The 21,740-nt window shown below is 59.4% G+C and carries 19 protein-coding genes; 8 read left to right on the plus strand and 11 right to left on the minus strand.

Annotated elements, in window-relative coordinates; genetic code table 11:
- Positions 1 to 22: 22 nt before the first annotated feature.
- Both QRN50_RS22440 and QRN50_RS22445 read left to right on the plus strand, forming a co-directional pair.
- Entirely contained in the window at positions 23 to 2,941 is a 2,919-nt protein-coding gene (locus QRN50_RS22440; protein ID WP_011269067.1) for a putative bifunctional diguanylate cyclase/phosphodiesterase, read from the plus strand.
- 129 nt (positions 2,942 to 3,070) lie between these two features.
- Positions 3,071 to 3,319: a hypothetical protein gene (locus tag QRN50_RS22445; protein WP_003400385.1), complete on the plus strand. Its 249-nt coding sequence runs from the start codon at positions 3,071 to 3,073 to the stop codon at positions 3,317 to 3,319.
- Between the two features lie 33 nt (positions 3,320 to 3,352).
- Here QRN50_RS22445 and deoC read toward each other — a convergent pair whose 3' ends face one another.
- Positions 3,353 to 4,033: a deoxyribose-phosphate aldolase gene (deoC, locus tag QRN50_RS22450; protein ID WP_096127161.1), complete on the minus strand. Its 681-nt coding sequence runs from the start codon at positions 4,031 to 4,033 to the stop codon at positions 3,353 to 3,355.
- Between the two features lie 102 nt (positions 4,034 to 4,135).
- Between deoC and deoR the strand changes: the two genes are divergently transcribed.
- Positions 4,136 to 4,906 (plus strand): DNA-binding transcriptional repressor DeoR, encoded by a 771-nt coding sequence (deoR, locus tag QRN50_RS22455; RefSeq protein WP_003400381.1) that lies wholly within the window; start codon positions 4,136 to 4,138, stop codon positions 4,904 to 4,906.
- A 5-nt stretch (positions 4,907 to 4,911) separates the two neighbouring features.
- Here deoR and QRN50_RS22460 read toward each other — a convergent pair whose 3' ends face one another.
- From QRN50_RS22460 to rbsK, 3 genes are read right to left on the minus strand one after another with little or no spacing between them, the layout of a single operon-like run.
- Positions 4,912 to 5,979 (minus strand): aldose 1-epimerase family protein, encoded by a 1,068-nt coding sequence (locus QRN50_RS22460; RefSeq protein WP_003400379.1) that lies wholly within the window; start codon positions 5,977 to 5,979, stop codon positions 4,912 to 4,914.
- Positions 5,976 to 7,307: an L-fucose:H+ symporter permease gene (gene fucP / locus QRN50_RS22465; RefSeq protein WP_003400377.1), complete on the minus strand. Its 1,332-nt coding sequence runs from the start codon at positions 7,305 to 7,307 to the stop codon at positions 5,976 to 5,978. The genes QRN50_RS22460 and fucP overlap by 4 nt, the downstream gene beginning before the upstream one ends.
- Before the next feature lie 29 nt (positions 7,308 to 7,336).
- Positions 7,337 to 8,263, minus strand: a complete 927-nt coding sequence (rbsK, locus tag QRN50_RS22470; protein WP_096127160.1) for a ribokinase — start codon at positions 8,261 to 8,263, stop codon at positions 7,337 to 7,339.
- Positions 8,264 to 8,840: 577 nt separating this feature from the next.
- Between rbsK and QRN50_RS22475 the strand changes: the two genes are divergently transcribed.
- Positions 8,841 to 9,476, plus strand: a complete 636-nt coding sequence (locus QRN50_RS22475) for a hypothetical protein (RefSeq protein WP_024661149.1) — start codon at positions 8,841 to 8,843, stop codon at positions 9,474 to 9,476.
- Between the two features lie 42 nt (positions 9,477 to 9,518).
- Here the strand turns inward: QRN50_RS22475 and QRN50_RS22480 are convergent, their stop codons facing one another.
- The 6 genes from QRN50_RS22480 to QRN50_RS22505 form a co-directional block, all read right to left on the minus strand.
- Complete coding sequence (locus QRN50_RS22480) at positions 9,519 to 10,070, minus strand: hypothetical protein (RefSeq protein ID WP_011269061.1); 552 nt, start codon at positions 10,068 to 10,070, stop codon at positions 9,519 to 9,521.
- An 81-nt stretch (positions 10,071 to 10,151) separates the two neighbouring features.
- Positions 10,152 to 10,391: a hypothetical protein gene (locus QRN50_RS22485; RefSeq protein WP_003317071.1), complete on the minus strand. Its 240-nt coding sequence runs from the start codon at positions 10,389 to 10,391 to the stop codon at positions 10,152 to 10,154.
- A 262-nt stretch (positions 10,392 to 10,653) separates the two neighbouring features.
- Complete coding sequence (locus QRN50_RS22490) at positions 10,654 to 12,960, minus strand: TonB-dependent receptor (RefSeq protein WP_096127159.1); 2,307 nt, start codon at positions 12,958 to 12,960, stop codon at positions 10,654 to 10,656.
- Positions 12,961 to 13,032: 72 nt separating this feature from the next.
- Positions 13,033 to 13,437, minus strand: coding sequence for an ExbD/TolR family protein (locus QRN50_RS22495; protein ID WP_010438282.1), 405 nt, complete (start codon positions 13,435 to 13,437; stop codon positions 13,033 to 13,035).
- 1 nt (position 13,438) lies between these two features.
- On the minus strand, positions 13,439 to 14,131 hold the full coding sequence (locus QRN50_RS22500) for a MotA/TolQ/ExbB proton channel family protein (protein WP_096127158.1): 693 nt from the start codon (positions 14,129 to 14,131) through the stop codon (positions 13,439 to 13,441).
- A 10-nt stretch (positions 14,132 to 14,141) separates the two neighbouring features.
- A complete protein-coding gene (locus QRN50_RS22505) occupies positions 14,142 to 14,951 on the minus strand; it encodes an energy transducer TonB (protein WP_054091755.1) in 810 nt (269 codons plus the stop codon).
- Between the two features lie 318 nt (positions 14,952 to 15,269).
- Between QRN50_RS22505 and QRN50_RS22510 the strand changes: the two genes are divergently transcribed.
- Positions 15,270 to 16,118, plus strand: coding sequence for an ureidoglycolate lyase (locus QRN50_RS22510; RefSeq protein ID WP_011269057.1), 849 nt, complete (start codon positions 15,270 to 15,272; stop codon positions 16,116 to 16,118).
- 48 nt (positions 16,119 to 16,166) lie between these two features.
- On the opposite strand, the gene QRN50_RS22515 is transcribed toward QRN50_RS22510, so the two are convergent.
- Positions 16,167 to 16,985 carry an alpha/beta fold hydrolase gene (locus QRN50_RS22515; RefSeq protein ID WP_011269056.1) on the minus strand — a complete coding sequence of 273 codons (819 nt, stop codon included), beginning with the start codon at positions 16,983 to 16,985 and terminating at the stop codon, positions 16,167 to 16,169.
- 292 nt (positions 16,986 to 17,277) lie between these two features.
- On the opposite strand from QRN50_RS22515, the gene QRN50_RS22520 reads away from it, so the two are divergent.
- The 3 genes from QRN50_RS22520 (at position 17,278) to QRN50_RS22530 (ending at position 21,556) form a co-directional block, all read left to right on the plus strand.
- Positions 17,278 to 19,596, plus strand: coding sequence for a mechanosensitive ion channel family protein (locus QRN50_RS22520; RefSeq protein ID WP_024661146.1), 2,319 nt, complete (start codon positions 17,278 to 17,280; stop codon positions 19,594 to 19,596).
- Between the two features lie 153 nt (positions 19,597 to 19,749).
- The gene (locus QRN50_RS22525) at positions 19,750 to 20,634 is read left to right on the plus strand and encodes a sugar nucleotide-binding protein (protein WP_011269054.1); all 885 of its coding nucleotides are present in this window, start codon (positions 19,750 to 19,752) and stop codon (positions 20,632 to 20,634) included.
- Positions 20,627 to 21,556: an NAD-dependent epimerase/dehydratase family protein gene (locus tag QRN50_RS22530; protein ID WP_096127157.1), complete on the plus strand. Its 930-nt coding sequence runs from the start codon at positions 20,627 to 20,629 to the stop codon at positions 21,554 to 21,556. Before QRN50_RS22525 ends, QRN50_RS22530 begins: the two co-directional genes overlap by 8 nt.
- Positions 21,557 to 21,740 lie beyond the last annotated feature (184 nt).

Raw genomic sequence — 21,740 nt, forward strand, 5'->3', positions numbered from 1 at the left:
ACGTTAGCTGGAGAGGCTGTTAATGAATTTCTTTAAAAGCCTGCTGCCCAAATCACTGACGTCGCGAATACTGGCGATGTTATCCATTCTGATACTGACCTTTCTGACGACGGGTCTGGTTCTGTTTTATAAAAATCAGCTGCTTCAGCATATTGAAGAGATACAAGACACCGCCAACATGCTGATCGAGGTTGCCGCGCAAGCGGTAGAGGAAAGTGTCGTCATCGGCGATTACGACACCATCAAAAGAACCCTCGAAAAAACCCTGGCCCGCTCGCCGTTCAAATCGGCCATGTTTATTGACCTGTCGGGTGGCGTCATTCGCCTTGAGGCCGCCAGTGCGCCACTTGGCAGAGCACCTGCGTGGATAGAGTCTGAAGTCGCTGCACGATTATTCGATGTCAATCGTCCGATCACTATTGGCGGGAAAGACTACGGCGTGATGCGTCTGTCTTTCAACGCCGAGAGAATTGCTGCCGAACTCTACAGTCTGGTGATCCAGGCGACACTCTTTGCGGGATTTTTCTTGCTGATCAGCTTGATGCTAATGGGGTTCATGATCAAGCGTTCGCTTGCCCACCTGGGCAAGCTTCACTCTTATGAGGCAGAAATCGCTTCAGGCGCAGTGGCAGCAGAAGCGATGTTGGTCGCTGATGCTCCCATGGAAATACAGGAGGCTATAAAAGCCGTAAACCGTACTGCTGCGAGTATGCGCAATCACTTTGGCCTGCGTATCGAATCGTTGATGAATACCTTGGTGCAGCATAAAAATGCGCTGGATGAGGTGTCCATCGTTTGCGAAGTGTCGGCCTCCGGACGTATCACCTACGTTAACGAGCGATTCGTCACCAGCTCACAGCATTCGCGAGCCGAGCTTTTAGAGTTGACGATCGATGAAGTCTGGACCGGCATGTCTTCAGCCAACGAACCGTGGCTATGGGCACCTGAAAACAAGGTGTGGAACGGTGAGGTGAGGCTTTCTGGTCGTACCGGTAAGGAGGCTTGGCATCAACGCACTGTCATACCTATTCTCGATGACTTGGGCGGCGTTGAAAAATACATCTGCATCGACATCGATATTACAGATCGAAAAGAATTTGAAGTGGCGATTCTGGATAACTCCAGAAGGCAAAACCTTATCGCCTTGTTTGGCCAGCAGGCATTGACAGAAGAAAACGTCAGTGTGCTAGGTGAACGGGCAGCACTGACTGCGGCGCAAGGACTGAAATTGAGCAAGGCCGCTTTATTGGTCGTTGATCGAGTGAGCCATGGGACCATCCTCCACGCGGGGGTTGGCTTGACCCGATTTGAAATCCGCAGCGGTCATCATGATGATTTTCTGAACGGTACTGCTCCTTCTGCGGGGTTTGTGATTAATTCTGATGCGCCTGATAATCGCTACACGCTGCTTCCTGCTGAAACAGTGGACGCTTACACGATTAGAAGTAGCCTGGAGGTTGATATATCCTGCACGGAGGTTTTCAAGGGCGTGCTTGGGGTGTATGCCAGCACGGACCACCCCTTTACACGTGAAGATGTCAGCTACCTTCAAACACTTGCCAACCTCTTGGCCGCCGCGCTTGAACGGTATGACGCAAAGAAAAAACTCACCTATCTGGCCGAAAATGATTCGCTCACCCATCTGCCTAATCGCTGGTTCCTCAGCAATTATCTGCGCGAGATAATCAGTCGGAAAACGTCAGCGCCAGATGCAGTAAGCGTCATATTCATAGATTTGGACAGATTCAAGGCCGTGAATGACACCATGGGGCATTCAGTGGGCGATCAATTGCTTATTCAGGCGGGTCGACGCTTGAAAGACTGCATAGGTGAGAACAGTGTGGTTGCGCGGCTGGGAGGCGATGAATTTTCGATCGTCGTCACACACTCTGTTTATTCCGAGAGCCTCATCAAATCGCTTGCGACCCATGTTGTTGAGGCGTTGGGGAAACCGTTCAACCTTGGCGGCCAGGATATATTCGTTTCGGCGAGTGTCGGCATCGCTAATTATCCGTTTGACGGGCGTGACACTGGTGTGATCTTGAAGAATGCGGATACCGCCATGTACCAGGCGAAGAAAAGTGGCCGTAATAATTTCAAGTTTTACAACGCCAGGATGAACGAAAGTTTAACCAGGCGCTTGCAAACTGAAACGCTGTTGCGCGGCGCGCTCGAGCGCGATGAGTTTATTCTGCACTTTCAGCCCAAGGTCAGCCTTACCGATGGCAGGATAAGTGGTCTGGAGGCTTTATTGCGCTGGAATCACCCTGAGCAAGGCATGGTTTCTCCGGCTGATTTCATCCCTATTCTTGAGGACACGGGCCTGATCATTCCGGTCGGCGTGTGGGTCATCCGGAAAGTCTGCGAAACCCTGAAGCGCTGGGAAGAGAATCATATCAGGCTGGTGCCGATCGCCATCAATCTGTCCGTCAGGCAGCTTCAGGTAAAAGGCCTGGCTGAGACCGTCAAGCATATCGTTGAAGCGTACGGTATCAACCCCGCTCTTTTAGAGTTCGAACTGACCGAGTCGATGCTGATGATCGATCCCGAATCGGCGGTTGAAATACTTCGAGATATAAAGTCGTATGGCATCAGCCTTTCGGTCGATGATTTCGGCACGGGCTATTCCAGTCTGGCCTACTTGAAGCGATTTCCTCTTGATGCCCTCAAAATCGACAGGGCGTTCATCAAGGATATAACCAGCAATCATGAGGACGCCGCGATCACCAGGGCGGTCATCGTATTGGCGCACGAATTGGGTCTTAACGTCATTGCAGAAGGCGTCGAAACAGTCGACCAGTTGGAACTGCTCGTGACGTATGGCTGCGATCAAATGCAGGGTTATCTTTTTAGTAAGCCTGTCATCAGTGATGAGTGTGCTGCCATGATTAAATCGTCACGTAGTCTGGAGATAGGCTTTTCTGAAAGTGGTGTTGCGTGAGGCAGTAGTGATAGCGTCTGCGAGAGCCGTCATGCAGTTATGACCGGGCATTCGCAGCCCGCTCGAACGCGACTGAACTATGGAGCCCTCGCGGGGACTGAACTTAACCCCCTTGAAGGAGCCAGCCCCATGAACAGCGATCAACTCAATCAATACGACGCCGAGCGCCTTCACCAGCGAGTAGCGGCCGAACTGGGCATTACTGCCGAAGAGCTGACCACCTGGATGATCAACGATATCGAACGCGTGACCGAGGGCGGCAAGGACGTCGGGCACATGGTGGTCTTCCGCGAGTCGACCCCTGCGCAGATTCTCGACAAGGTCCAGCACAAGCAAAGCCATTTCACGGCCATGACCGGTGTGATCGACCTGAGCTAAGTGCAGCGGGCTTTGGTGTCAAAGCCCGCAGACTCAATAACCCGCCCCCGTACCTGCGCCGGTCACGATCGCAATCCCGGAACTGGTGCCCAGGCGCGTTGCGCCAGCTTCGATCATCGCTCTGGCCGTCGCCACGTCACGCACCCCGCCAGACGCCTTGACGCCGATGTCAGGGCCTACCACACGGCGCATCAGCGCCACATCCTCGAGCGTCGCGCCGCTGCGGCTGAAGCCAGTGGAGGTCTTGACGAATGCCACGCCCAGCTCGCGGCAAATCTCGCAGGCGCGCACCTTCTGCGCCTCATCGAGCAGGCAGGTTTCCAGGATCACCTTGAGCGGCACCTTGCCACAGGCTTGCAGCACCGCGGCGATATCGTCGCGGACCTCATCGAACAGACCGTCCTTGAGCCAGCCGATGTTCAGCACCATGTCGATTTCCTGAGCCCCGGCGGCGATCGTCAGGGCTGCTTCCGACGCCTTGCTGGCACTCAGCCCGGCGCCCAGTGGAAAGCCCACCACCGCACAGACCTTCACGGCAGACCCGGCCAGTTGTCGGGCGGCAAAAGGCACCTGGCTGGAGTTCACGCACACCGAGTAGAAGCCGTGTTCCCGGGCTTCTGCGCAAAGCGTGGCAATCTGCTCTCGGCTGGCATCCGCCGCCAACAAGGTGTGATCGATGGCCTGGGCCAGTGCAGAGGGTTCGAGTGAATTCATCAAGGGATTCCTGTTATCGGTAAAAATACTTGGGTGGATACCCGTAAGTTATAAAATTAACACTTGGTGTTACTCTAGTGACCCCACCAACGGATTGCCGGGATGCCCGTGGACGTCAAGAAAACCGACCGCATCAAACAGATTCAACAGGCCCTGCAAGATCAGAAAGCGATCCATCTGCGGGAGATGGCGGCGCTGCTCGATGTGTCCGAAATGACCTTGCGCCGCGACCTCAGCCGGCACCCCGAGCGGTTACGACTGCTGGGCGGCTACATCACCCGTGCCCACGATGATCCTGAACCGGGGGATTACCGGGTCAGCGAGCAGGGCACCCGCCATGTCGAGGAGAAGCGCCGCATCGGCAAGCTGGCCGCCACCTTCATCCAGCCCGGCGATACGGTATTTTTCGACTGTGGCACGACGATCCCCTTCGTGGTCGACTTCATCCCCGACGAGCTGGAGTTCACCGCGGTGTGCAACTCGCTCAACGTGCTGCTCAAGCTGCAGCAGAAACCCAACTGCAGCATCGTCCTGTGCGGCGGCATGTTCCACCGCAAGAACCAGGTGTTCGAGAGCCATGCCGAAACCAGCATCCTCGATGGCGTGCGCCTGACCTGGGCCTTTGTCTCGGCGGCCGGGGTCAGCCTGGACTGCGGTGTCACCTGCTTCAATCTCCACGAGGTTGAGGTCAAGCAGAAGGTCATGCGCCAGGCCCGGCAAAGCCTGCTGCTGGCCGATCACTCCAAATTCGACGCCGTACGCACTGCGCACTTCGGTGCCTTGAGCGATTTCCATTGCGTGGTCAGCGACAAGAAAATCCCGCGCAGCTACCGCGAGGCCATCGAGACCGGCGGCGCGCAGCTTGTGCTCTAGATGCATCACGGTTGCAGCGCCCGGCGTTCGGGTGCGTTGAGGTAACCGGTGGTCACGCTGAACCCGGCGCGGGCACCGGGCGCCAGGCTGCGCACGTTGCCTTTGGCGAGTTCGGCGCGGTAGCCCTCCGGTTCACAGGTGGCCGGCAAGATGAAGGCCGCCACCTGCTGATCGGTGTTATGCAGGATCCAGCGCGCGGCATGTTCAAATTGCCGGGGGCTGTAGCGGGTGTAGAACGCCGCGCCGTCGGGGTGATCAAGGAAGAAGTGCGCCTGTCCCTGAGCGTCGCTGCGCACGTCATCGAAGAAGCAGACGATCTCCGGGTCATACAGCGCGGGCGAGTCGAGCACCTTGAGGCGGGTCGGGTCCTGGCTCAGTTCTGCGATATAGGCGCTCCAGGTCGGCGTCGGCCGCACATGGGCCGGCACGCTGGCGCGCACCCGTGTGCGCTCGCAGCCCAGGGGCTGGGTGAGGCGGGCGCCGTCGACGTAGGCGTAGTTCATGTGCGCCATGTACATCAGGTCCATGGGCTTGCCGGCCAGATTGACCACCTGCATGCCGATCTCGAACAGCCCGCTGGCCGGGCGCAGGGTCACGCTCGGGCTGGCCCGGTAATGGTCGCCGAAGCCCTGCACGTATTCGTAGGTACCGCCGAGGCGCAGATAAGCGCCGTGCTCGTCTTCGCCTGCCTGCAGCCAGGCATCGTCCATCGGCGCGCAGGGCATTTCGCCGTGCAGCGCATGATCATCCTCGGGACCCGGGCAACCGTTGCGCAGCAGGCCGCTGTGAAACATGAAACAGCCGTAGGTGCCGATCACGCTGGCACTGGGCCGCGGCTGGGTGAACATATTGAGCATGGTCAAATCAACGCCGTCGAATTCGGCCGACCAGATCATCTGCCCCTGCCAGGGCAGGATCACCAGTTTGCCTCGGCTGTTTTCCAGTGACAGCGCCTTGACCCCGCTGGGGTAGGTCCAGGCACGCACGCTGAAACTGGCTGATTCGAGCAGCAGCCGGCTGGCCTGGTCCCAGAGCTGTGGGTAGAGCGGCAGGCGCCACGCTTCGTTACTCATTGCGCCACCGCCGTGGCCGAGCCACCCAGCACCGGTTGCGGCTGACGCATGCAGTACACTGCGTACATAACGATGGCCACGAAACACAGCAGCGGCACGCTGTAGGCAATCTGCATGTTGCCGCCATTGGCGTCGCTGAGCAGGCCCTGGAAGATCGGCATCACGCCACCGCCGACGATGCTCATCACCAGCAACGAGCCGCCGACACCGGTGTCCTCGCCGAGCCCATCAATGGTCAGACCATAGATGGTCGGCCAGCAAGGCCCGAGAAACACACTGACTCCCACGGCGGCATACACCGCGCTGATGTTCGGCGCCAGGATGGTGTAGGCCAGCAGCACGATGCACAGCACGCCATACACCGCGAGGACTTTGGCCGGGTGCATTTTGCGCATCAGCAGATTGGCGATCATCTTGCCGATAAAATAGGCGGCAAAGGTGGTCAGCAGGAACCACGAGGCACTGCGCTCGTTCATGCCGCCCATTTGCATGGCCAGGCGAATAGTGAAACTCCATACCCCGACCTGCGCGCCGACGTAGAGGAACTGCGCCAGCACACCGAAGCAAAAGCGCGGATTGCGCCGCAGGCGGCCGAGGCTCTGGCCGATGCTCGCCCGCGGTTCGCTGACGGTGCCGTTGCCCTTGCATGCGGGGAAGCGCGTGATGGCGATCAGAATGAACATCAATATGAGTACCGCGATCATCCATTTGTACGGCAGCAGGGTCGACTGGATCATTTGCAATTGCTGCGCTGCTGCCTCGCTGGCGCTCATCTGGGTCAACTGTTCGCGCGTGGCGTCGGTGTCCTTGAACATCACGAAGCTGCCGACGTATACCCCGGTCATGGCGCCGAATGGGTGGAAGGTCTGCGAGATGTTCAGGCGCCGCGTGCCGGTTTCCCGCGGCCCCATCAGTGTCGAGTAGGTGTTGCACGCGGTCTCGAGAAACGACAGGCCGGCGGCGATGACGAACAGCGCCATCAGGAACATGCCGTACTTGGCAGTCGACGCCGCCGGAAAGAACAGGGCGCAGCCGAACAGGTACAGCATCAGGCCGATGAGGATGGTGGTCTTGTAGCTGAAGCGGCGCACCACCAGTGCCGCCGGAATGGCGACGAAGAAGTAACCCAGGTAAAACGCCGACTGGACGAAAGCGGTCTGGAAGTCGCTGAGCAGGAAGGCCTTCTTGAAGTGCGCGATCAGCACGTCGTTCATGCTCGCGGCCGCCGCCCACAGGGCAAAGATGCTGCAGAGCAGGAGAAAGGCGAACCACGGCGTGCGGTTCAGGTAGAACCCGTCCGGAGTTTGTTGCAGCGCAGGCTTATTCATTATTGTTCTCCGCGAGATGCTGGTGAGTGTCAGTTGGCCGATGCATCGAGGAATCGTGCAAACGTGGGCGCATCGGGGTAAGAAGATTGCGTGCCGAGGCCGGTGACCGAGCAGGCGGAGTAGGCCACCGCCTGATGCATGGCTTGGCGAATATTGCAGTCCTGGCTCCAGTGCCGGGCGAAGCAGCCAATGAAGGCGTCACCGGCACCGGTGGTGTCACGCGCCTGAACCTTGACCCCTGGCACCTGCCACTCGCCTTCGGCGCCGACGTAAAGCGCCCCTTGTTCGCCGAGGGTGACGATGACGTGGCGTACGCCCAGCGCGACCAATTGGCGTGCAGCCTGAGCCGCTTCCTCGGCGCACGTCACCGGCTGGCCGCTGATCAGTGCCAGCTCGCTCTCGTTGGGGATCAGGAAATCCAGCTGCGCGAGGTGCTCGCGGCTCAGGCCGGCCAAGGCTGGGGCCGGATTGAGCAGCACCGGGATTGCGTGCCGGTGAGCGAAGGCGATGGCGTGGTAGACGGTCGCCAGCTCGACTTCCAGTTGCAGCACAATCAAAGCGCAATCGCGCAGTTGCGCCTCGGCGCGGTCGATATCGGCCGGGCTCAGGTGGGCATTGGCGCCTTTGACGATAAGGATACTGTTATGGGAGTTCTCCTGGACGAAGATCGGAGCCACGCCGCTCGACACGCCCGGTACCCGTTCGACGAAGCGCGTATCAATGCCCAGTCGCTGAAAATTGGCCAGGGTGGTATCGGCGAACGCATCGTCGCCGACCTTGCTGAGCATCAGCACGTCGGCGCCCAGCAGCGCCGCAGCGGCGGCCTGATTGGCGCCCTTGCCGCCGCACCCCATGGCAAAACGCGGTGCCTCGAGCGTTTCGCCCTGGGCGGGCATGCGTTCGATGTAAGTGATCAGGTCGACCATGTTGCTGCCGATGACTGCAATCTTGCTCATTGTTATGTTGACCTCACCAGCGCCGATGGAAGCCTCGACGGCTTTTATTTGTGTTATTTAAATAACATTTTTTGTGAGGATTCAATCTTTATTTTTTGCTGTGAACGTGCGCTGTCAGTCACCGTGACCTGATGCTGCCGGTCGCGATTGCGGTCATTGCCTGACCGTTGACGGTATTCGCGCATGTGCAGGGCCCGCTCAGGCAGGGTGGCGCCTGCGTTGTGCCTGGTGGCGCCGTTTGGCTTTAAAGGTAGCGTCAACAGCCATCCCAGGTCCGCAGGTAGTTAGTTCAAGAACTACTGGGCTTCTGTTGCATCGCTTACTAGGAGCAGCGCGAAAATAAGCCGTGGGGTATGAAATAGCGCGAGACGATCCGGCGCATGAAATTCTTTGCGGCTGTGGCCAATTATTTCCCGGATCATTCGCCTGTAGGCCTGCGCCAGTTTAAAGATTATTGACGAAGCTTTAGTTGGTGGCACAATAGTGGCCTCTATCGCTGCCGTATGAGGCAGCGGTAAGGCCGCAATTCTTGAATGGATTCGGACAGACGTTCTGTTATTGACTAAGGAAATCGTAAATGAAACGCTTGAAGACGCTGGGTCTTGCGGCAATGCTGGTATTGAGCGGTTGCGCCAGCTTTACCAAGGATGAAGTAGCGCCAGTCACCATGCCCTCCATGGCCAGCTACACGAACAAACCCAACGTGTTTGTTGCCTTCGATTTCTACCAGGGCACACCCGGTACCGCCGGCGCAGTAGAAGTACCGCAAGCTCGGGATGCACTCAAGCCTCAACTGCAAAAAGCGCTGACTGACTCAGGGCTGTTTGGCCGAGTGACCCTTGATGAGTTCAAGAAACAGCCAGGCGACTACAGCCTGCACCTCAAGGTGTATAACCATCCGCCGAGCGGTGGCCAAATGGTAATGGCGTTTGTCAGTGGCCTGACCCTGACTATTATTCCTTCGATGGCCACCGATCAGTACAGCATGAGCCTGGACGCGCAGGATTCTCAGGGTAAGGTGCTGAGAACAGTCGGTAACCATGATGCAATCAATAGCTGGATAGGTATCTGGTTTGTGCCGATGATGGCCAATACCCCGCAGAAGGCTGTTACCGATACATTTACGCGCCAAGTCAATTCACTGCTCAAGCAGTTGGTGGATAGCCAGAGTCTGAAGTATTCAATGCTGAATGTTAGTGTTCCGCAGGCGTAATGAACTGACCGCCCAAAAAAAGAGCCCATGTGGGCTCTTTTTTTATTTGTGGTTCAGCGCCTGGGTAAACAACGGGTCGCTGTATAAAGCCTTGAGCAAATCACGCACCAGCGGGTTGTAAGCGTTTGCCGCATTGGGGATAGCGACCGCACCCAGAAAGCTGCTGTTCCATTGACTGCTGACCTGCTTGGTGGCGTCATATTCAACTTTCTCGCCGTCAAGCAGGGTGAAGCGCGCGGCGATTGTGCCGGTGCCGGTACCCATTCCAGCGGTCAGTTCATTATGGGTAACCAGCACATTCAGCTGGCGCGGCGATTGTGGGTCGATGAGACCTGCGCGGTCCAGTTCACCCGTCAGGGCATCCTGAATATGTTGCGTGATGCTGCCGCTAGGGGATGTGACAGGATTACCCCGCACCTGCAATGAATCCTGACCTGCCGCGGCGCTGACCTGGGCCTGACGGATCGGTAGAAGGGGAGGCGTCTGCTTGAGCTTCTGGACGTTATCGAAGCTGGGCTCGTAACGCGTCATGGTCACGCCACAGCCTTGCATCAACAGTGCAAGCACCGCAACCAACAGTAGATTTCCTTTCACTGCATTTCCTTGCCTGAGTTATTTGGGGGCGTGATTATCAGGAACCTCAGATTCAAGGGCAATGCTTGATAGCCTGCGGGCCTACATCCTCAGGGCTATAGCCTCTGCCACAAGGCACTCCAGCGCAAACTGCTCGGTATAGGTCATCTGAATCGGCGTGGTCTCGCCCTTGACGGTCCGCTCGCCATCGAGGATGTAGCGAATGCGTTTGTCGGTCACACCGATGCGCTTGGCGATCCACGAAGGGGTTTGGCCAATGCGCGAGATCAGTTTGTCGGCATATTCGGTGGAGGGGTTATAGAGTTCTGCGTTGGGTGTCATGGGGTGTCCACATGGAGGTCAGGCGCTAGAGAGGGGGGAAGTATGCAGCACAGTGCGCTGTTCGTCGCCGTGGGGCTGGCAACCGACACGTATTATGCAGCGACTGGCGGATTGCCTTCGCGAGCAAGCTCGCTCCCACAGAGCCGGTCTCCAGAAGCGTGCTTGCTCCCAAAGGATCCTGTCTCCAGCAGCAAACCGCGTAGCGTCATTCAATGCAGGTGGCGGGTGGGGCGATCCTTCGCCCGTCTTCAGTCAGCAACGATCAGAGTTTCACGCCCAGTGTTACGAATGCGCTGCGCGGTGTGCCCACTTGAAGAATCTGCAAGTTGCCCGCCGGGTCGGTGGCTGCGCTGGCGTCGGTGTTGAGCGTGGAGATGTAGCGTTTGTCGAACAGGTTGACCATGTTCAGCGACAGCGTGGTGTCCTTGAGGGCGCCGAGTTTGCCGAAGTCATAGCCGAGGTTGGCGTTCGCCAGCCAGTAGCCGTTGACACTGGAGTCATTGGTGTAGGTGTAATAGCGCTTGCTGATGTAGCTGCCTTGCAAGCCGGCGTTCCAGTGTTCCCAATTCCAGTCCAGGTTGCTTGAATACATCAGTTTCGGTGTATCGACGACGGTCTTGCCTTTTACATGAACGGTGTTGCCGCCGCTGGCGTAGTCATCGTCGTAAGTGCTGTGGTTATAGGACATGGAGTTGGACCAGCGCCAGTTCTCATTGGGCGTCAGGCCGAACGACAGTTCCAGGCCTCGACTGGTGACCGAACCGACGTTGGCGACGCCGTTCTGGCAGATGACGATGCCCGTGCAATTGGTGATGGCGACCAGGCGGTTATCGAATTTGGTGTTGTAGATCGCCGCCGAGGCCGAATACAGCCTGGTGCTGCGGCGCACGCCCAGTTCCACGGTTTTCGAGGTTTCCGGCTTCAGGTCCTTGAAGCCGTTCTGCGCATCGACGGCGCTCTGCGTCGTGAAGAACGGGCTGTAACCGCCACTCGGGAATGCGGCCATGTTTTCCGAGTAAGAGGTGAAGACTTCGTCGTCCTCGTCGAGTTTGTAGGTCGCACCTGCTTGCGGCAGAAACCTGTCCCGCGCTTGCAGCGAACCACTGGCATAACCGCCACCTTTGCCCTCGGCTGTCGAGGTGGTCACGGTATTTTTCGCGCCGAACTCAAGTTTGAGGCGGTCATCGAGCAATGTGTAGGTGTCGCGCAGGTAGAACTGCCGGGTCAGGTCGTTGTAACTCTGGTCCAGAACGGTGGCCGCCAAGGGCAGGCCATCGGTTTTGACGATGTGGTTCTGCGGCGTCGCATTGGTGGTATCGAACAGGTAGCGCGAGATATCGTTCTTGTTGGACTGAATCCAGAACCCGCCCTGAATTTCATGCTGGCCCAGGTAGTAGGTCAGCGAACTCTGGAAACCGGTTCGATCGATGCCGTATTTTGTGCTGCGAATCGAATTGCTCGGCACTGTCGTCGAGCCGCTGGTGTAGACGAACGGGTAATACGAGTTGCCGCGGCCCGAGTCATGGTGGTGATAGACGGTGGCGTCCAGGACCAGATCATCGGTCAGCGAGAAGTTGCCGTTGAGGATGTCCAGTTCGTCGTCGCGCAGGCTGCTGGCGTTGTAGGTCGCATCGTTTGCGCTGGTTACCCCGCCGCTGTAAATGCCGTTGGCCGCATTGACCGCGCGGGTCCAGTCCGGGGTGTAGTAGCTCCAGTTGTAGCCCAAGCGCTGGATGATGCTCTTCGACAGGTTCGGCAGGTTGGCTTCGTCATGGGACGAGGTGCTGTGGAAGAAGCTCACCCGGTTGTCGCCGAAGTTGTAGTTGACCTTGGCGTTCAGCGCGTCGGACTTTTGCGGGTTGTCGTGGCCTTTCCAGGCGTCGGCGTCGTACTTTTCGCCCGACACGTACGCTGAAAGTCCGTTGTATTCGCCGGTGTCGACGCGCATGAAGGTGCGCGAAGTGTCGTAGCTGCCCAGGGTTTGCGACAGGCGCGCACCGAATTCTTTATCGGGGTTGGAAGTGGTGAACTGGATGGTGCCGCCCAGATCACTGTTGGATGCCGTGCCCAGTGAGCCGATGCCGGGTGCCACTTCGCTGGAGGCGATGTTTTCCGCGATGATCGCGCGGGTAATGCTCAGGCCGTTGAAGTTGCCAAAGCTCATGTTGCCGAGGGTGACGCCGTCCAGCGTGTAGCCCAGGTGGTGCATATCGAAGCCGCGCAGGCTGATGCGCTGGCTGCCTTCTTCACGGCCCAGCGGGTCACCGGACTGGAAGTTGACCCCCGGCAGGCGTTGCAGAACCTTCATCGGGCTGGTGCCTGCCGAGTAAGCCTTCACATCCTTTTGCGTCACGCGCTGCACCTGGCGGGTCTCGCCCTGACCAATCACTGACACCGTGCCCAGCGTCATGGCGGCGCTGTCGTCGCTGGCGGGCACCGTTGCCGAGGTGGGCACCTCGTCATCGGCCTGAATGAACGGGCTGATCAGGCACAGTGAGTTCAATGAAACCAGTAGCGCAAGGCGCGTTACCGGGAATCGAGGTGCACGCAGTATCGATCGATTGTTCATGGAAAGGTTTTCCTGGAGGCGTCAGGGCGCCGCGCTTGCGGCGGGTCATGTGGTGAACGACAGGTCTTTGTTTCAGGGGCTTTCGGTAATCACCGACAGGCGACTGATGCCGGCTTTCTGCACATCGGCCAGCACCTGGGCCACGCGGCCGTAACCCGTCGCCTGATCGGCACGCAGGCTGACGGCGACGTCCGGGTCTTTGCTGTGCAGGGCTTGCAGCGCCTCCGGAAGTTGCTCCAGCGCTACAGCTTCGCTGTCGATGAACACGCCGCCGCTGGCATCGACACTCACCACCACCGGGTCGGCCTGATCCAGTGAGGTGGTGGCGACGGTCTGCGGCAGGTCCAGCGGTATGGCGTTATTGAGCAGCGGTGCGGTGACGATGAAGGTCACCAGCAGTACCAGCATCACATCCACCAACGGCGTGATGTTGATGTCGCTGATTGCATCGTCATCATTGGACGTGGAGAAGGACATGTCAGCTCACTCCTTTCAGGCTCGGGGCCGTCTTGTCGCGATGGTCGGGCTGCAGCCGGAAGGCGTTGCGTTGCGAGAGGTTGAGGAAGTCCACGGCGAACTCCTCAAGGTCCGCGATCACCAGCTTCAGACGCCGCCCGAAAAAGTTGTAGGCCAGCACCGCAGGCACCGCGACGGCAATGCCGACGCCGGTCGCTACCAGCGCTTCGCCAATCGGCCCGGCGACCACCGCAATGCTCGCCGACTTGGCCTGGCTGATCGCGCTGAGCGCATGGATGATGCCGAACACCGTACCGAACAGGCCGATGAAGGGCGCGGTGCTGCCGATCGATGCCAGCAGGATCATGCCGCTTTCCAGGCGACGACGTTCCTTGTGGATCTGTTGACGCAGGCTGCGCTCGAGTAAATCCTGGCGGCTCCAGCTGTGGCCCAGGTCCGGCGAGTCGTGGGGCGCGGCGAGGGCCTGCGCGCCGGCATCGGTCAGGCGCGCCAGGCTGCCTTCACTGTGCGGCAGGTGCAGCGCATTTTTCAGGTCGCGGGCGGCCCAGAACTGCGTGGCGTAGCGTCGGTTCTGCCGGGTCAGTCGCCAGTGCTGGAAGGTTTTGCCGAGCAGTAGTGCCCAGGTCACCAGCGAGAAAATCACCAGCAGGGCCATTGAGGATTGAGTAATGAGTACGGAGTAAGCGGTGTTCATGACGTGAGCCTCAGGGTGCGAGTTTGAAAGCCATGGGGACGTTGACCCAGCCTTCTACCGGGGTGTCGCCGCGTTTGGCGGGAATAAAGGTCCATTGCCGGACGGCGGCCTGCGCGGCTTCATCCAGCGCCGGGACGCCGCTGCTTTGCAGCACTTGCACCTGGTCGGTACGTCCGTTGGGCAGCACATGCACACGCAGCATCGTCGTGCCTTCCTGATGGCGGCGCGCGGCGGCGGGTGGGTAGACCGGCGGCGGATTGTTCAGGTAACCGGCCCGGCCTATGGGCGCGGTGGTGGTCTGTGGCGCCGCTGGCGCAGGTCTTGGCGCTGGCGCTGCAGCAGGCGCCGGTGTGGGCGCCGCGACGGAAGGCGCCGGCGCAACAGGCTTGGCGACAGGTTTGCTCGGCGCGGTTCTGGGCTGCGCCTTGGGCTTGGGTAGCTCGGCAGGTTTGGGCTCAGGCGGCGCAGGTTTGGGGGCTGGCGCAGGCGGCTCAGGTGCTGGCTGAGGCGTTGGCTCGGGCGGCGTCGGTTGTGCAACTGGCGGCGCAACGGGCGGCGGCACCCACTGCACGGTGATCGGCATCGGCGGGGTCGGCTCGGGCGCTTGCGGGTGATCGGCCATCAGCCACGCTGCCAGCGCGGCATGCAACCCGATCGCCAGTGCAATCGCCAACGCGCCGTGCGGCCATGTGCGTGGCGTGTTGTCGCTGTGCTGGACGACAAGTGACGATGGGGCAACGTTGCAGTTACCCACGGGCTGATCTGGCCAGTGGCGTAGCTGACGCGGCGGTAATCGGCGGGACAGTATCAGCGTTGACATGAGTTCAGCTCACTCGTGAAAGAATACGAGCCCGTCGTGTTGGCGAAAGGCTCGTTTCAACTGGAGCTGATATTAATACTCGTTGTGTGTATTAATTATGACCGCCGCTGTTTGATCCTGGTTTCTGTGGTTAAACGTGAACCGGCTTGCCGCGCAATTGTTCGTAAATTTCATTAGGCGAGGCATCGGCTGCAATGCTATCTGTCCAGACTTGTCAGGTTCGGACTTATACGAAAACGTATCGCCGCGCAGGCTGGGCAACAGGGCGTCACCCTCTTGATCCGCGGTTCACACCTTGGACAGAAACGGGAGAATTCGATGAAATTGCTACGTTACGGTGAGAAGGGTCTGGAGAAGCCAGGCGTGCTTGATGCTGCCAACCAGATCCGTGACCTGTCCGCACACGTCAAGGATATCGCTGGCGATGTGCTGAGCCCTGCAGGTCTTGCAAGCCTGGCTGCGCTGGATCCCGAGAGCCTGCCTCTGGTTCCGGGCCAGCCACGCATCGGGCCGTGTGTCGGGCAGGTCGGCAAGTTCATCTGCATAGGCTTGAACTACGCCGACCACGCAGCCGAGTCGCAGATGGAAGTGCCGAAGGAGCCGATCATCTTCAACAAATGGACCAGCGCAATTTGCGGCCCCAATGATGATGTCCAGATCCCCCGTGGGTCGCTCAAGACTGACTGGGAGGTCGAGCTGGGCGTGATCATCGGCAAGGGCGGGCGCTACATCGACGAAGCCGATGCCATGGAGCATGTGGCCGGGTATTGCGTGATCAACGATGTGTCCGAGCGCGAATGGCAGCTCGAGCGCGGCGGGACCTGGGACAAGGGTAAAGGCTTCGATACCTTCGGCCCGCTAGGTCCGTGGCTGGTGACCCGCGATGAAGTTGCCGACCCTCACTCGCTCGACCTGTGGCTGGAAGTGGATGGCCATCGTTATCAGAATGGCAATACGCGCACGTTGATTTTCAGCGTGCCGCAACTGATCGCCTACCTGAGCCGGTGCATGAGCCTGCAACCAGGCGATGTCATCTCGACGGGGACGCCACCGGGTGTGGGGCAGGGCGTGAAGCCACAACCTGTCTTCCTGCGTGCAGGGCAACGCATACGTCTGGGGATCGCGGGGCTGGGCGAGCAGAATCAATTGACCGTACAGGCCGACTGATCCGCCTCCAGCAGGGAGCCGGCAATCGGCTCCCTGTCACACAAACGATCAGCCCTGCACAAACGTCAGCAGGTCTTTGTTGAGCGTCTCTGCATGGGTCACTGCAAACCCGTGCGGTGCGCCTGGGTAGACCTTCAGTTCGGCACCCTTGATCATCGCGGCAGCCCGTTTGCCCGAGGCTTCGAACGGCACCACCTGATCGTCGTCACCATGAATCACCAGGGTCGGCACATCGATTTTTGCCATGTCCGGGCGGAAGTCGGTTGCGGAGAACGCTGTTACGCAATCCAGCGTGCCCTTGAGTGAAGCGAGCAGCGCAATGTTCAGTGTCTGCGTCTGTACGCCTTCGGAGACTTTCTGGCCGTGGTTGATGCCGTAGAACGTGCTGGCAAAGTCGCTGATGAATTGAGCACGGTCCTTGAGCAGGCCTGCCGTGATGCCATCGAATACCGACTGATCGACGCCTTCCGGGTTGTCACCGGTCTTGAGGAAAAACGGCGTAACCGAGCCCAGCAACGCCAGTTTGGCCACCCGCTCGCTGCCATATTTGGCGATGTAGCGGGTGACGTCGCCGCCGCCCATGGAGAAGCCCACCAGCGTCACCTCGCGCAGATCGAGGTGTTCGATCAGTTCGGCGATGTCGTCAGCGAAGGTGTCATAGTCATAGCCGGTCCACGGCTGATCGGAACGACCGAACCCGCGGCGGTCGAAGGCGATGGTGCGATAGCCCCGGCTGCTCAGGTATTGCATCTGGTATTCCCACATGTCCGCATCCAGCGGCCAGCCGTGGCTGAACAGGACCGGTTTGCCCGTGCCCCAATCCTTGTAATAGATCTCGGTGCCATCTTTGGTGTTGAACGTGCTCATGCAGATTCCTCTCGATGTCGGGTTCTCGATGTCGGGTTTACAGGGCGAACGCCGTGGTGCGCAAACGGCTGTACACCTTCGGCAGCCCCCGATAAGTCCGGCAGTGAGCGTTTTGCATAGTTCAGTCGAGAAGACTGAGCGTACTGCCCTGGCGCGATTTTTCTGAAACATTGACTCATCGTATTTCCCTGCCGAAACCGAACTTGCCGCGCATACGGGAATCAGTTCATTGGGGTCGAGGCTTGCCTTGCCCTGTCCATGGTTTGACTTGCCCATTGAAGGAGAGAACTGCGTGGCGTCTCAGCTGAAAATCTTGATCCTTTCGGGTCTGCTGCTATTCGCAGGCAGTTTCAATCTCCAGGCGGCCGATGTACCTGCATTACCGATGGGCGCGGCGGTGCCGGCAGACGACAAGGCGGCTGAAAAGGCTGACCCCAAAGCCGACTCCAAGGCTGCTGACAAACCCGCTGCGAAGGCGGATGACAAGGCAGCGGACAAGGACCAGACCGATGCGAAACCGGCCGATGGCGCAGAGCCTGCCGCCGAGGCTCCCGAGCTGCTGGTGCAGGGCGGATTGCTCGGCGCCATCAGTACCAGCATCGATGACGTCCAGGAAAAGCTCAATCTGGACGACAACCTGTTCGACGTCTGGCAACTGCGCGCCGACCGCGCCGCCGATGAGCTCGAAAAGCTGGTCAACAAACGCACTACACGTTCTCCATGGAGTGTCGCCGGGGACTTCCTCGCCCTGTCTTTTGTATGGATCGCATCGTTTGCGGTTCTGACCACGCTGGGTCGTTTTCTGGCTGTACGCTTGTGCCGTACACCGTTCATGCGGGTGCGCGCGCGCAGTCAGGCGCTGCTCAAGTACGTGTTGCCGTTTACCCTGCCAGCCATCGTCTGCCTGCCGTTGACCCTTTACGTCAGCCACTTCATGCCGTCTTCGGTAGGCCGTGCGCTGGCGCTGTGTTTCGCGTATGCAACCAGCAGCGGCATCGTTTCGACTTCGGTGCTGCTCTGCGTGATCGTGATGTTCAACTTCGGGCACAAGCGTGCCGCCGTGCACATGATTCGCCGCTACGCACCAAGGCCACTGTTCGTGGTCGGCTTTCTGGCGGCGCTGAGCGATGCGTTGACCAGTCCGCAGATCGCCCGTCAGCTCGGCAGTAACGTCACCACCAGTGTTGCGGTGTTTACCGGGCTGTTCGCCTCGGTAGTGTTTTGCATGTTGATCATCAAGGTGCGTCGTCCGGTGGCCCACCTGATCCGTAACCGCTCATTGAGCAGTCGCCTGCAACGGCCCGCGCTGCAACAGTCGTTGAAGATATTCTCCAGGCTGTGGCACCTGCCGATCCTGCTGATGATTCTGGTCTCGGCGATCAACCTCATCGGCGCCGGTGAGGACAGTCAGGAAGCGCTGCGTTGCGCGTTGTTCACCACTATTCTGCTGATTGCCACGGTGTTCCTCAGCACCGTGTTCCAGCACCTGTTCAAACCGACGGAAACCCTCGGGCGCGGCGGGCACGTGTATAAGGCGCGCCTGTTGAGCCTGGTGTACGCGGTGTTGCGTATCGCACTGGCCATCGGCTTCATCGAGATACTCGGCCGCATCTGGGGCTTCTCGATGTTCGAGTTTGCCCAGCGCAACACCCTTGGCCGGGTGATCAGTGATTCGTTGAGCAGTATCGGTCTTATCTTCGTCGTCACCTGGCTGTTGTGGGTGGTACTCGACACCGCCATTCAGGAAGCCCTCAAACCGCCGGTCAATCATCGCAGCGGTCGTCAGCCGAGCACTCGGATCAAAACCATTCTGCCGCTGTTGCGCAATGCGGTGAAAATCATTCTGGTGGTGATCTGTGCGATCACCACCATGGCCAACCTGGGCATCAACGTGGCACCACTGCTGGCGGGTGCCGGGGTGGTCGGTCTGGCCATCGGTTTCGGTTCGCAGCAACTGGTGCAGGACGTGATCACCGGCCTGTTCATCATCATCGAGGACACCTTTTCGGTGGGCGACTGGGTGGTGCTTAGCACGGGCCATTCCGGTACGGTTGAAAGCCTGACCATCCGTACCGTGCGCCTGCGCGACGGCAAGGGCTTCGTCCACTCGGTGCCGTTCGGCCAGATCAAGGCGGTCACCAACCAGTCACGGCAATTCGCTTACGCGTTCTTCTCGGTGCGCTTCACCTACGACTCCGACATTGATGATGCGCTGGCGCTGATTCGCGAAACCGGCCAGTCGATCAGTGAAGACATTCTGCTCAAGCACAACCTTCAGGGGCCGCTGGAAGTGTTCGGCGTCGATAGCATGGACCTCAACGGCATGGTGCTGACCGCGCAGTTTCGTACCTCTTCGGGCGGGCAGTACGCGGTAGGGCGCGCTTTCAACGAGCGTCTCAAGCGGCTTGTGGATAAAAATCCGAATGTGCGTTTCGCGCAGACTTATCCACAGATGGTCATGGGGCCGGGCTTCAACAATCCGCAGGCTGGCGTCGAAGCCGAAGGCCCACCCGCGCCTTCGGATCCTGCTGCGGCGACACCTTCTGCACCTGTACCTGCGCCGCCCGGTCTATCCAAGGGCAACAGCACGCCGGGCCCGGCAGCTCAATAACTCAACCGGCACGTCAGGACGCTGCAACGCTTTGTCGCGGCGTCATCAACCCGCCAGGCTGCGCAACTGTTGGGGGTTGGCAGGCAACGTGTTATGTTTGCAGGCGTTTTTCAATTGTTCGTTTGATTACCTGATACCGAGCCTGCTGACTCTATGCGAATGCGCCTTATGCTGTTGGGCGGCGGGAATGCCCTCGGGCAGGCGCTGATTCGTCTGGGTGCCGAGGAAGACATTGGTTTCCTCGCACCACGTCCACCGCAAGACGGCTGGGACGTGGCGAGCCTTACGCAACTGCTTGATGACACCCGTCCCGATGCCCTGATCAACCTTGCTTACTACTTCGACTGGTTTCAGGCGGAGACCGTGAGTGAAGCGCGCCTGACCCATCAGGAGCGCTCTGTCGAGCGTCTTGCCGAACTCTGTCAGCACCACAACATCACGCTGGTTCAGCCGTCCAGCTATCGTGTGTTCGATGGTTCGCGCGCGACGGCCTACAGCGAAAAAGACGAGCCTGTACCGCTGGGCCTGCGCGGTCAGGCCCTGTGGCGTATCGAGCAGAGCGTCCGCGCGACCTGCCCGCAACATGTACTGGTGCGTTTCGGCTGGCTGTTGGATGACAGCACCGATGGCGTGCTGGGCCGCTTCCTCTCGCGTGCCAAAGAACCCGGAGAACTGCTGCTCGCCGATGATCGTCGCGGCAACCCGACGCCGGTCGATGATGCGGCGCGGGTGATCATTTCGGTCATCAAGCAACTCGACTGCGAAGCGCCGCTGTGGGGCACCTACCACTACGCCGGACACGAGGCGACCACGCCGCTGGCGCTGGGGCAGGCAGTGCTCACCGAAGCGCGTCTGCTGCACGCGCTGGCCATCGAGTCGCCCACTGCGCAGGCTCATGCCGCGCGTCCCGATGCAGCCGAAGAACCGCAGCACGCGGTATTGGCCTGCAAGAAAATTCTCCACACCTTCGGCATCAAGCCTCGCGCCTGGCGGGCCGGTCTGCCAAACCTGCTGGATCGGTATTATCGACATGTCTGACGCTCCTGTTCTGATCACTGGAGGTGCGGGTTTCATCGGCTCGCACCTGACCGACGCATTGCTTGCCAGCGGGCAGGCCGTGCGTATCCTCGACAACCTCTCGGCAGGCAAGCGCAGCAATTTGCCGCTCGACAATCCGCGGGTCGAGCTGATCGAAGGGGACGTGGCCGATGCCGACCTGGTCAAGCGCGCGGCGCAGGGCTGCAAAGCGGTCGTGCACCTGGCGGCAGTGGCTTCGGTGCAGGCGTCGGTAGACGACCCGGTGCGCACCCACCAGAGCAACTTCATCGGCACGTTGAATGTCTGCGAGGCCATGCGCGAAGCGGGCATCAAGCGCGTGATCTTCGCATCAAGCGCGGCGGTGTACGGCAACAACGGTGAGGGCGAAGCGATCACCGAGGACACCACCAAGGCACCGCTGACCCCTTACGCTTCGGACAAGCTGGCCAGCGAGTATTACCTGGATTTCTACCGTCGCCAGCATGGCCTGGAACCGGTGATCTTTCGCTTCTTCAACATTTTCGGGCCACGCCAGGACCCATCGTCGCCGTACTCCGGCGTGATCAGCATCTTTGCCGAGCGTATCCGCAAAGGCCTGCCGATCAGCGTGTTTGGCGACGGCGAGCAGACGCGGGATTTCTACTATGTCGGGGATCTGCTCAAGCTGCTGCTGCAGGCCTTGTCACGGGAAAGCGCCATCGAAGGTGCGATCAACGTCGGCCTGAACAAGACCACGTCGCTCAACGAACTGCTGGCTGCGCTTTCGCAGGTTGTCGGCAAACAGCCGGAAGTCACCTACCAGGCGCCGCGCTCGGGCGATATCAAACATTCCCGCGCCAGCAACCAGCGCCTGCTGGAACACTTCACCCTCGACGAGCCAACGCCGCTGGTGCGTGGGCTGGAGTCGCTGATGGGGCAGTGAGTCCTACATCGAATGTAACTGCCCATTCGCGAACAAGTTCGCTCCTACAAAAGCCTGTGAGCACCTGTAGGAGCGAACTTGTTCGCGAAGACGATATTGCAGACGCAGAAAGTACATCGAATGTAACTGCCTATTCGCGAACAAGTTCGCTCCTACAAAAGCCTGTGAGCACCTGTAGGCGCGA

This window comes from Pseudomonas sp. MEJ108, assembly GCF_030208985.1.
Lineage (GTDB): Bacteria > Pseudomonadota > Gammaproteobacteria > Pseudomonadales > Pseudomonadaceae > Aquipseudomonas > Aquipseudomonas fragariae.

What these genes read in the sequence shown, in the direction of transcription:
- QRN50_RS22485 (WP_003317071.1), bottom strand. Translation starts at nt 10,391, where the DNA reads ATGACACCCAACGCAGAACTCTATAACCCCTCCACCGAATATGCCGAC.
- QRN50_RS22490 (WP_096127159.1), bottom strand. Translation starts at nt 12,960, where the DNA reads ATGAACAATCGATCGATACTGCGTGCACCTCGATTCCCGGTAACGCGC.
- QRN50_RS22505 (WP_054091755.1), bottom strand. Translation starts at nt 14,951, where the DNA reads ATGTCAACGCTGATACTGTCCCGCCGATTACCGCCGCGTCAGCTACGC.
- QRN50_RS22460 (WP_003400379.1), bottom strand. Translation starts at nt 5,979, where the DNA reads ATGAGTAACGAAGCGTGGCGCCTGCCGCTCTACCCACAGCTCTGGGAC.
- QRN50_RS22510 (WP_011269057.1), top strand. Translation starts at nt 15,270, where the DNA reads ATGAAATTGCTACGTTACGGTGAGAAGGGTCTGGAGAAGCCAGGCGTG.
- deoR (WP_003400381.1), top strand. Translation starts at nt 4,136, where the DNA reads ATGCCCGTGGACGTCAAGAAAACCGACCGCATCAAACAGATTCAACAG.
- QRN50_RS22440 (WP_011269067.1), top strand. Translation starts at nt 23, where the DNA reads ATGAATTTCTTTAAAAGCCTGCTGCCCAAATCACTGACGTCGCGAATA.
- QRN50_RS22495 (WP_010438282.1), bottom strand. Translation starts at nt 13,437, where the DNA reads ATGTCCTTCTCCACGTCCAATGATGACGATGCAATCAGCGACATCAAC.
- QRN50_RS22475 (WP_024661149.1), top strand. Translation starts at nt 8,841, where the DNA reads ATGAAACGCTTGAAGACGCTGGGTCTTGCGGCAATGCTGGTATTGAGC.
- rbsK (WP_096127160.1), bottom strand. Translation starts at nt 8,263, where the DNA reads ATGAGCAAGATTGCAGTCATCGGCAGCAACATGGTCGACCTGATCACT.
- QRN50_RS22530 (WP_096127157.1), top strand. Translation starts at nt 20,627, where the DNA reads ATGTCTGACGCTCCTGTTCTGATCACTGGAGGTGCGGGTTTCATCGGC.
- deoC (WP_096127161.1), bottom strand. Translation starts at nt 4,033, where the DNA reads ATGAATTCACTCGAACCCTCTGCACTGGCCCAGGCCATCGATCACACC.
- fucP (WP_003400377.1), bottom strand. Translation starts at nt 7,307, where the DNA reads ATGAATAAGCCTGCGCTGCAACAAACTCCGGACGGGTTCTACCTGAAC.
- QRN50_RS22525 (WP_011269054.1), top strand. Translation starts at nt 19,750, where the DNA reads ATGCGAATGCGCCTTATGCTGTTGGGCGGCGGGAATGCCCTCGGGCAG.
- QRN50_RS22515 (WP_011269056.1), bottom strand. Translation starts at nt 16,985, where the DNA reads ATGAGCACGTTCAACACCAAAGATGGCACCGAGATCTATTACAAGGAT.
- QRN50_RS22445 (WP_003400385.1), top strand. Translation starts at nt 3,071, where the DNA reads ATGAACAGCGATCAACTCAATCAATACGACGCCGAGCGCCTTCACCAG.
- QRN50_RS22500 (WP_096127158.1), bottom strand. Translation starts at nt 14,131, where the DNA reads ATGAACACCGCTTACTCCGTACTCATTACTCAATCCTCAATGGCCCTG.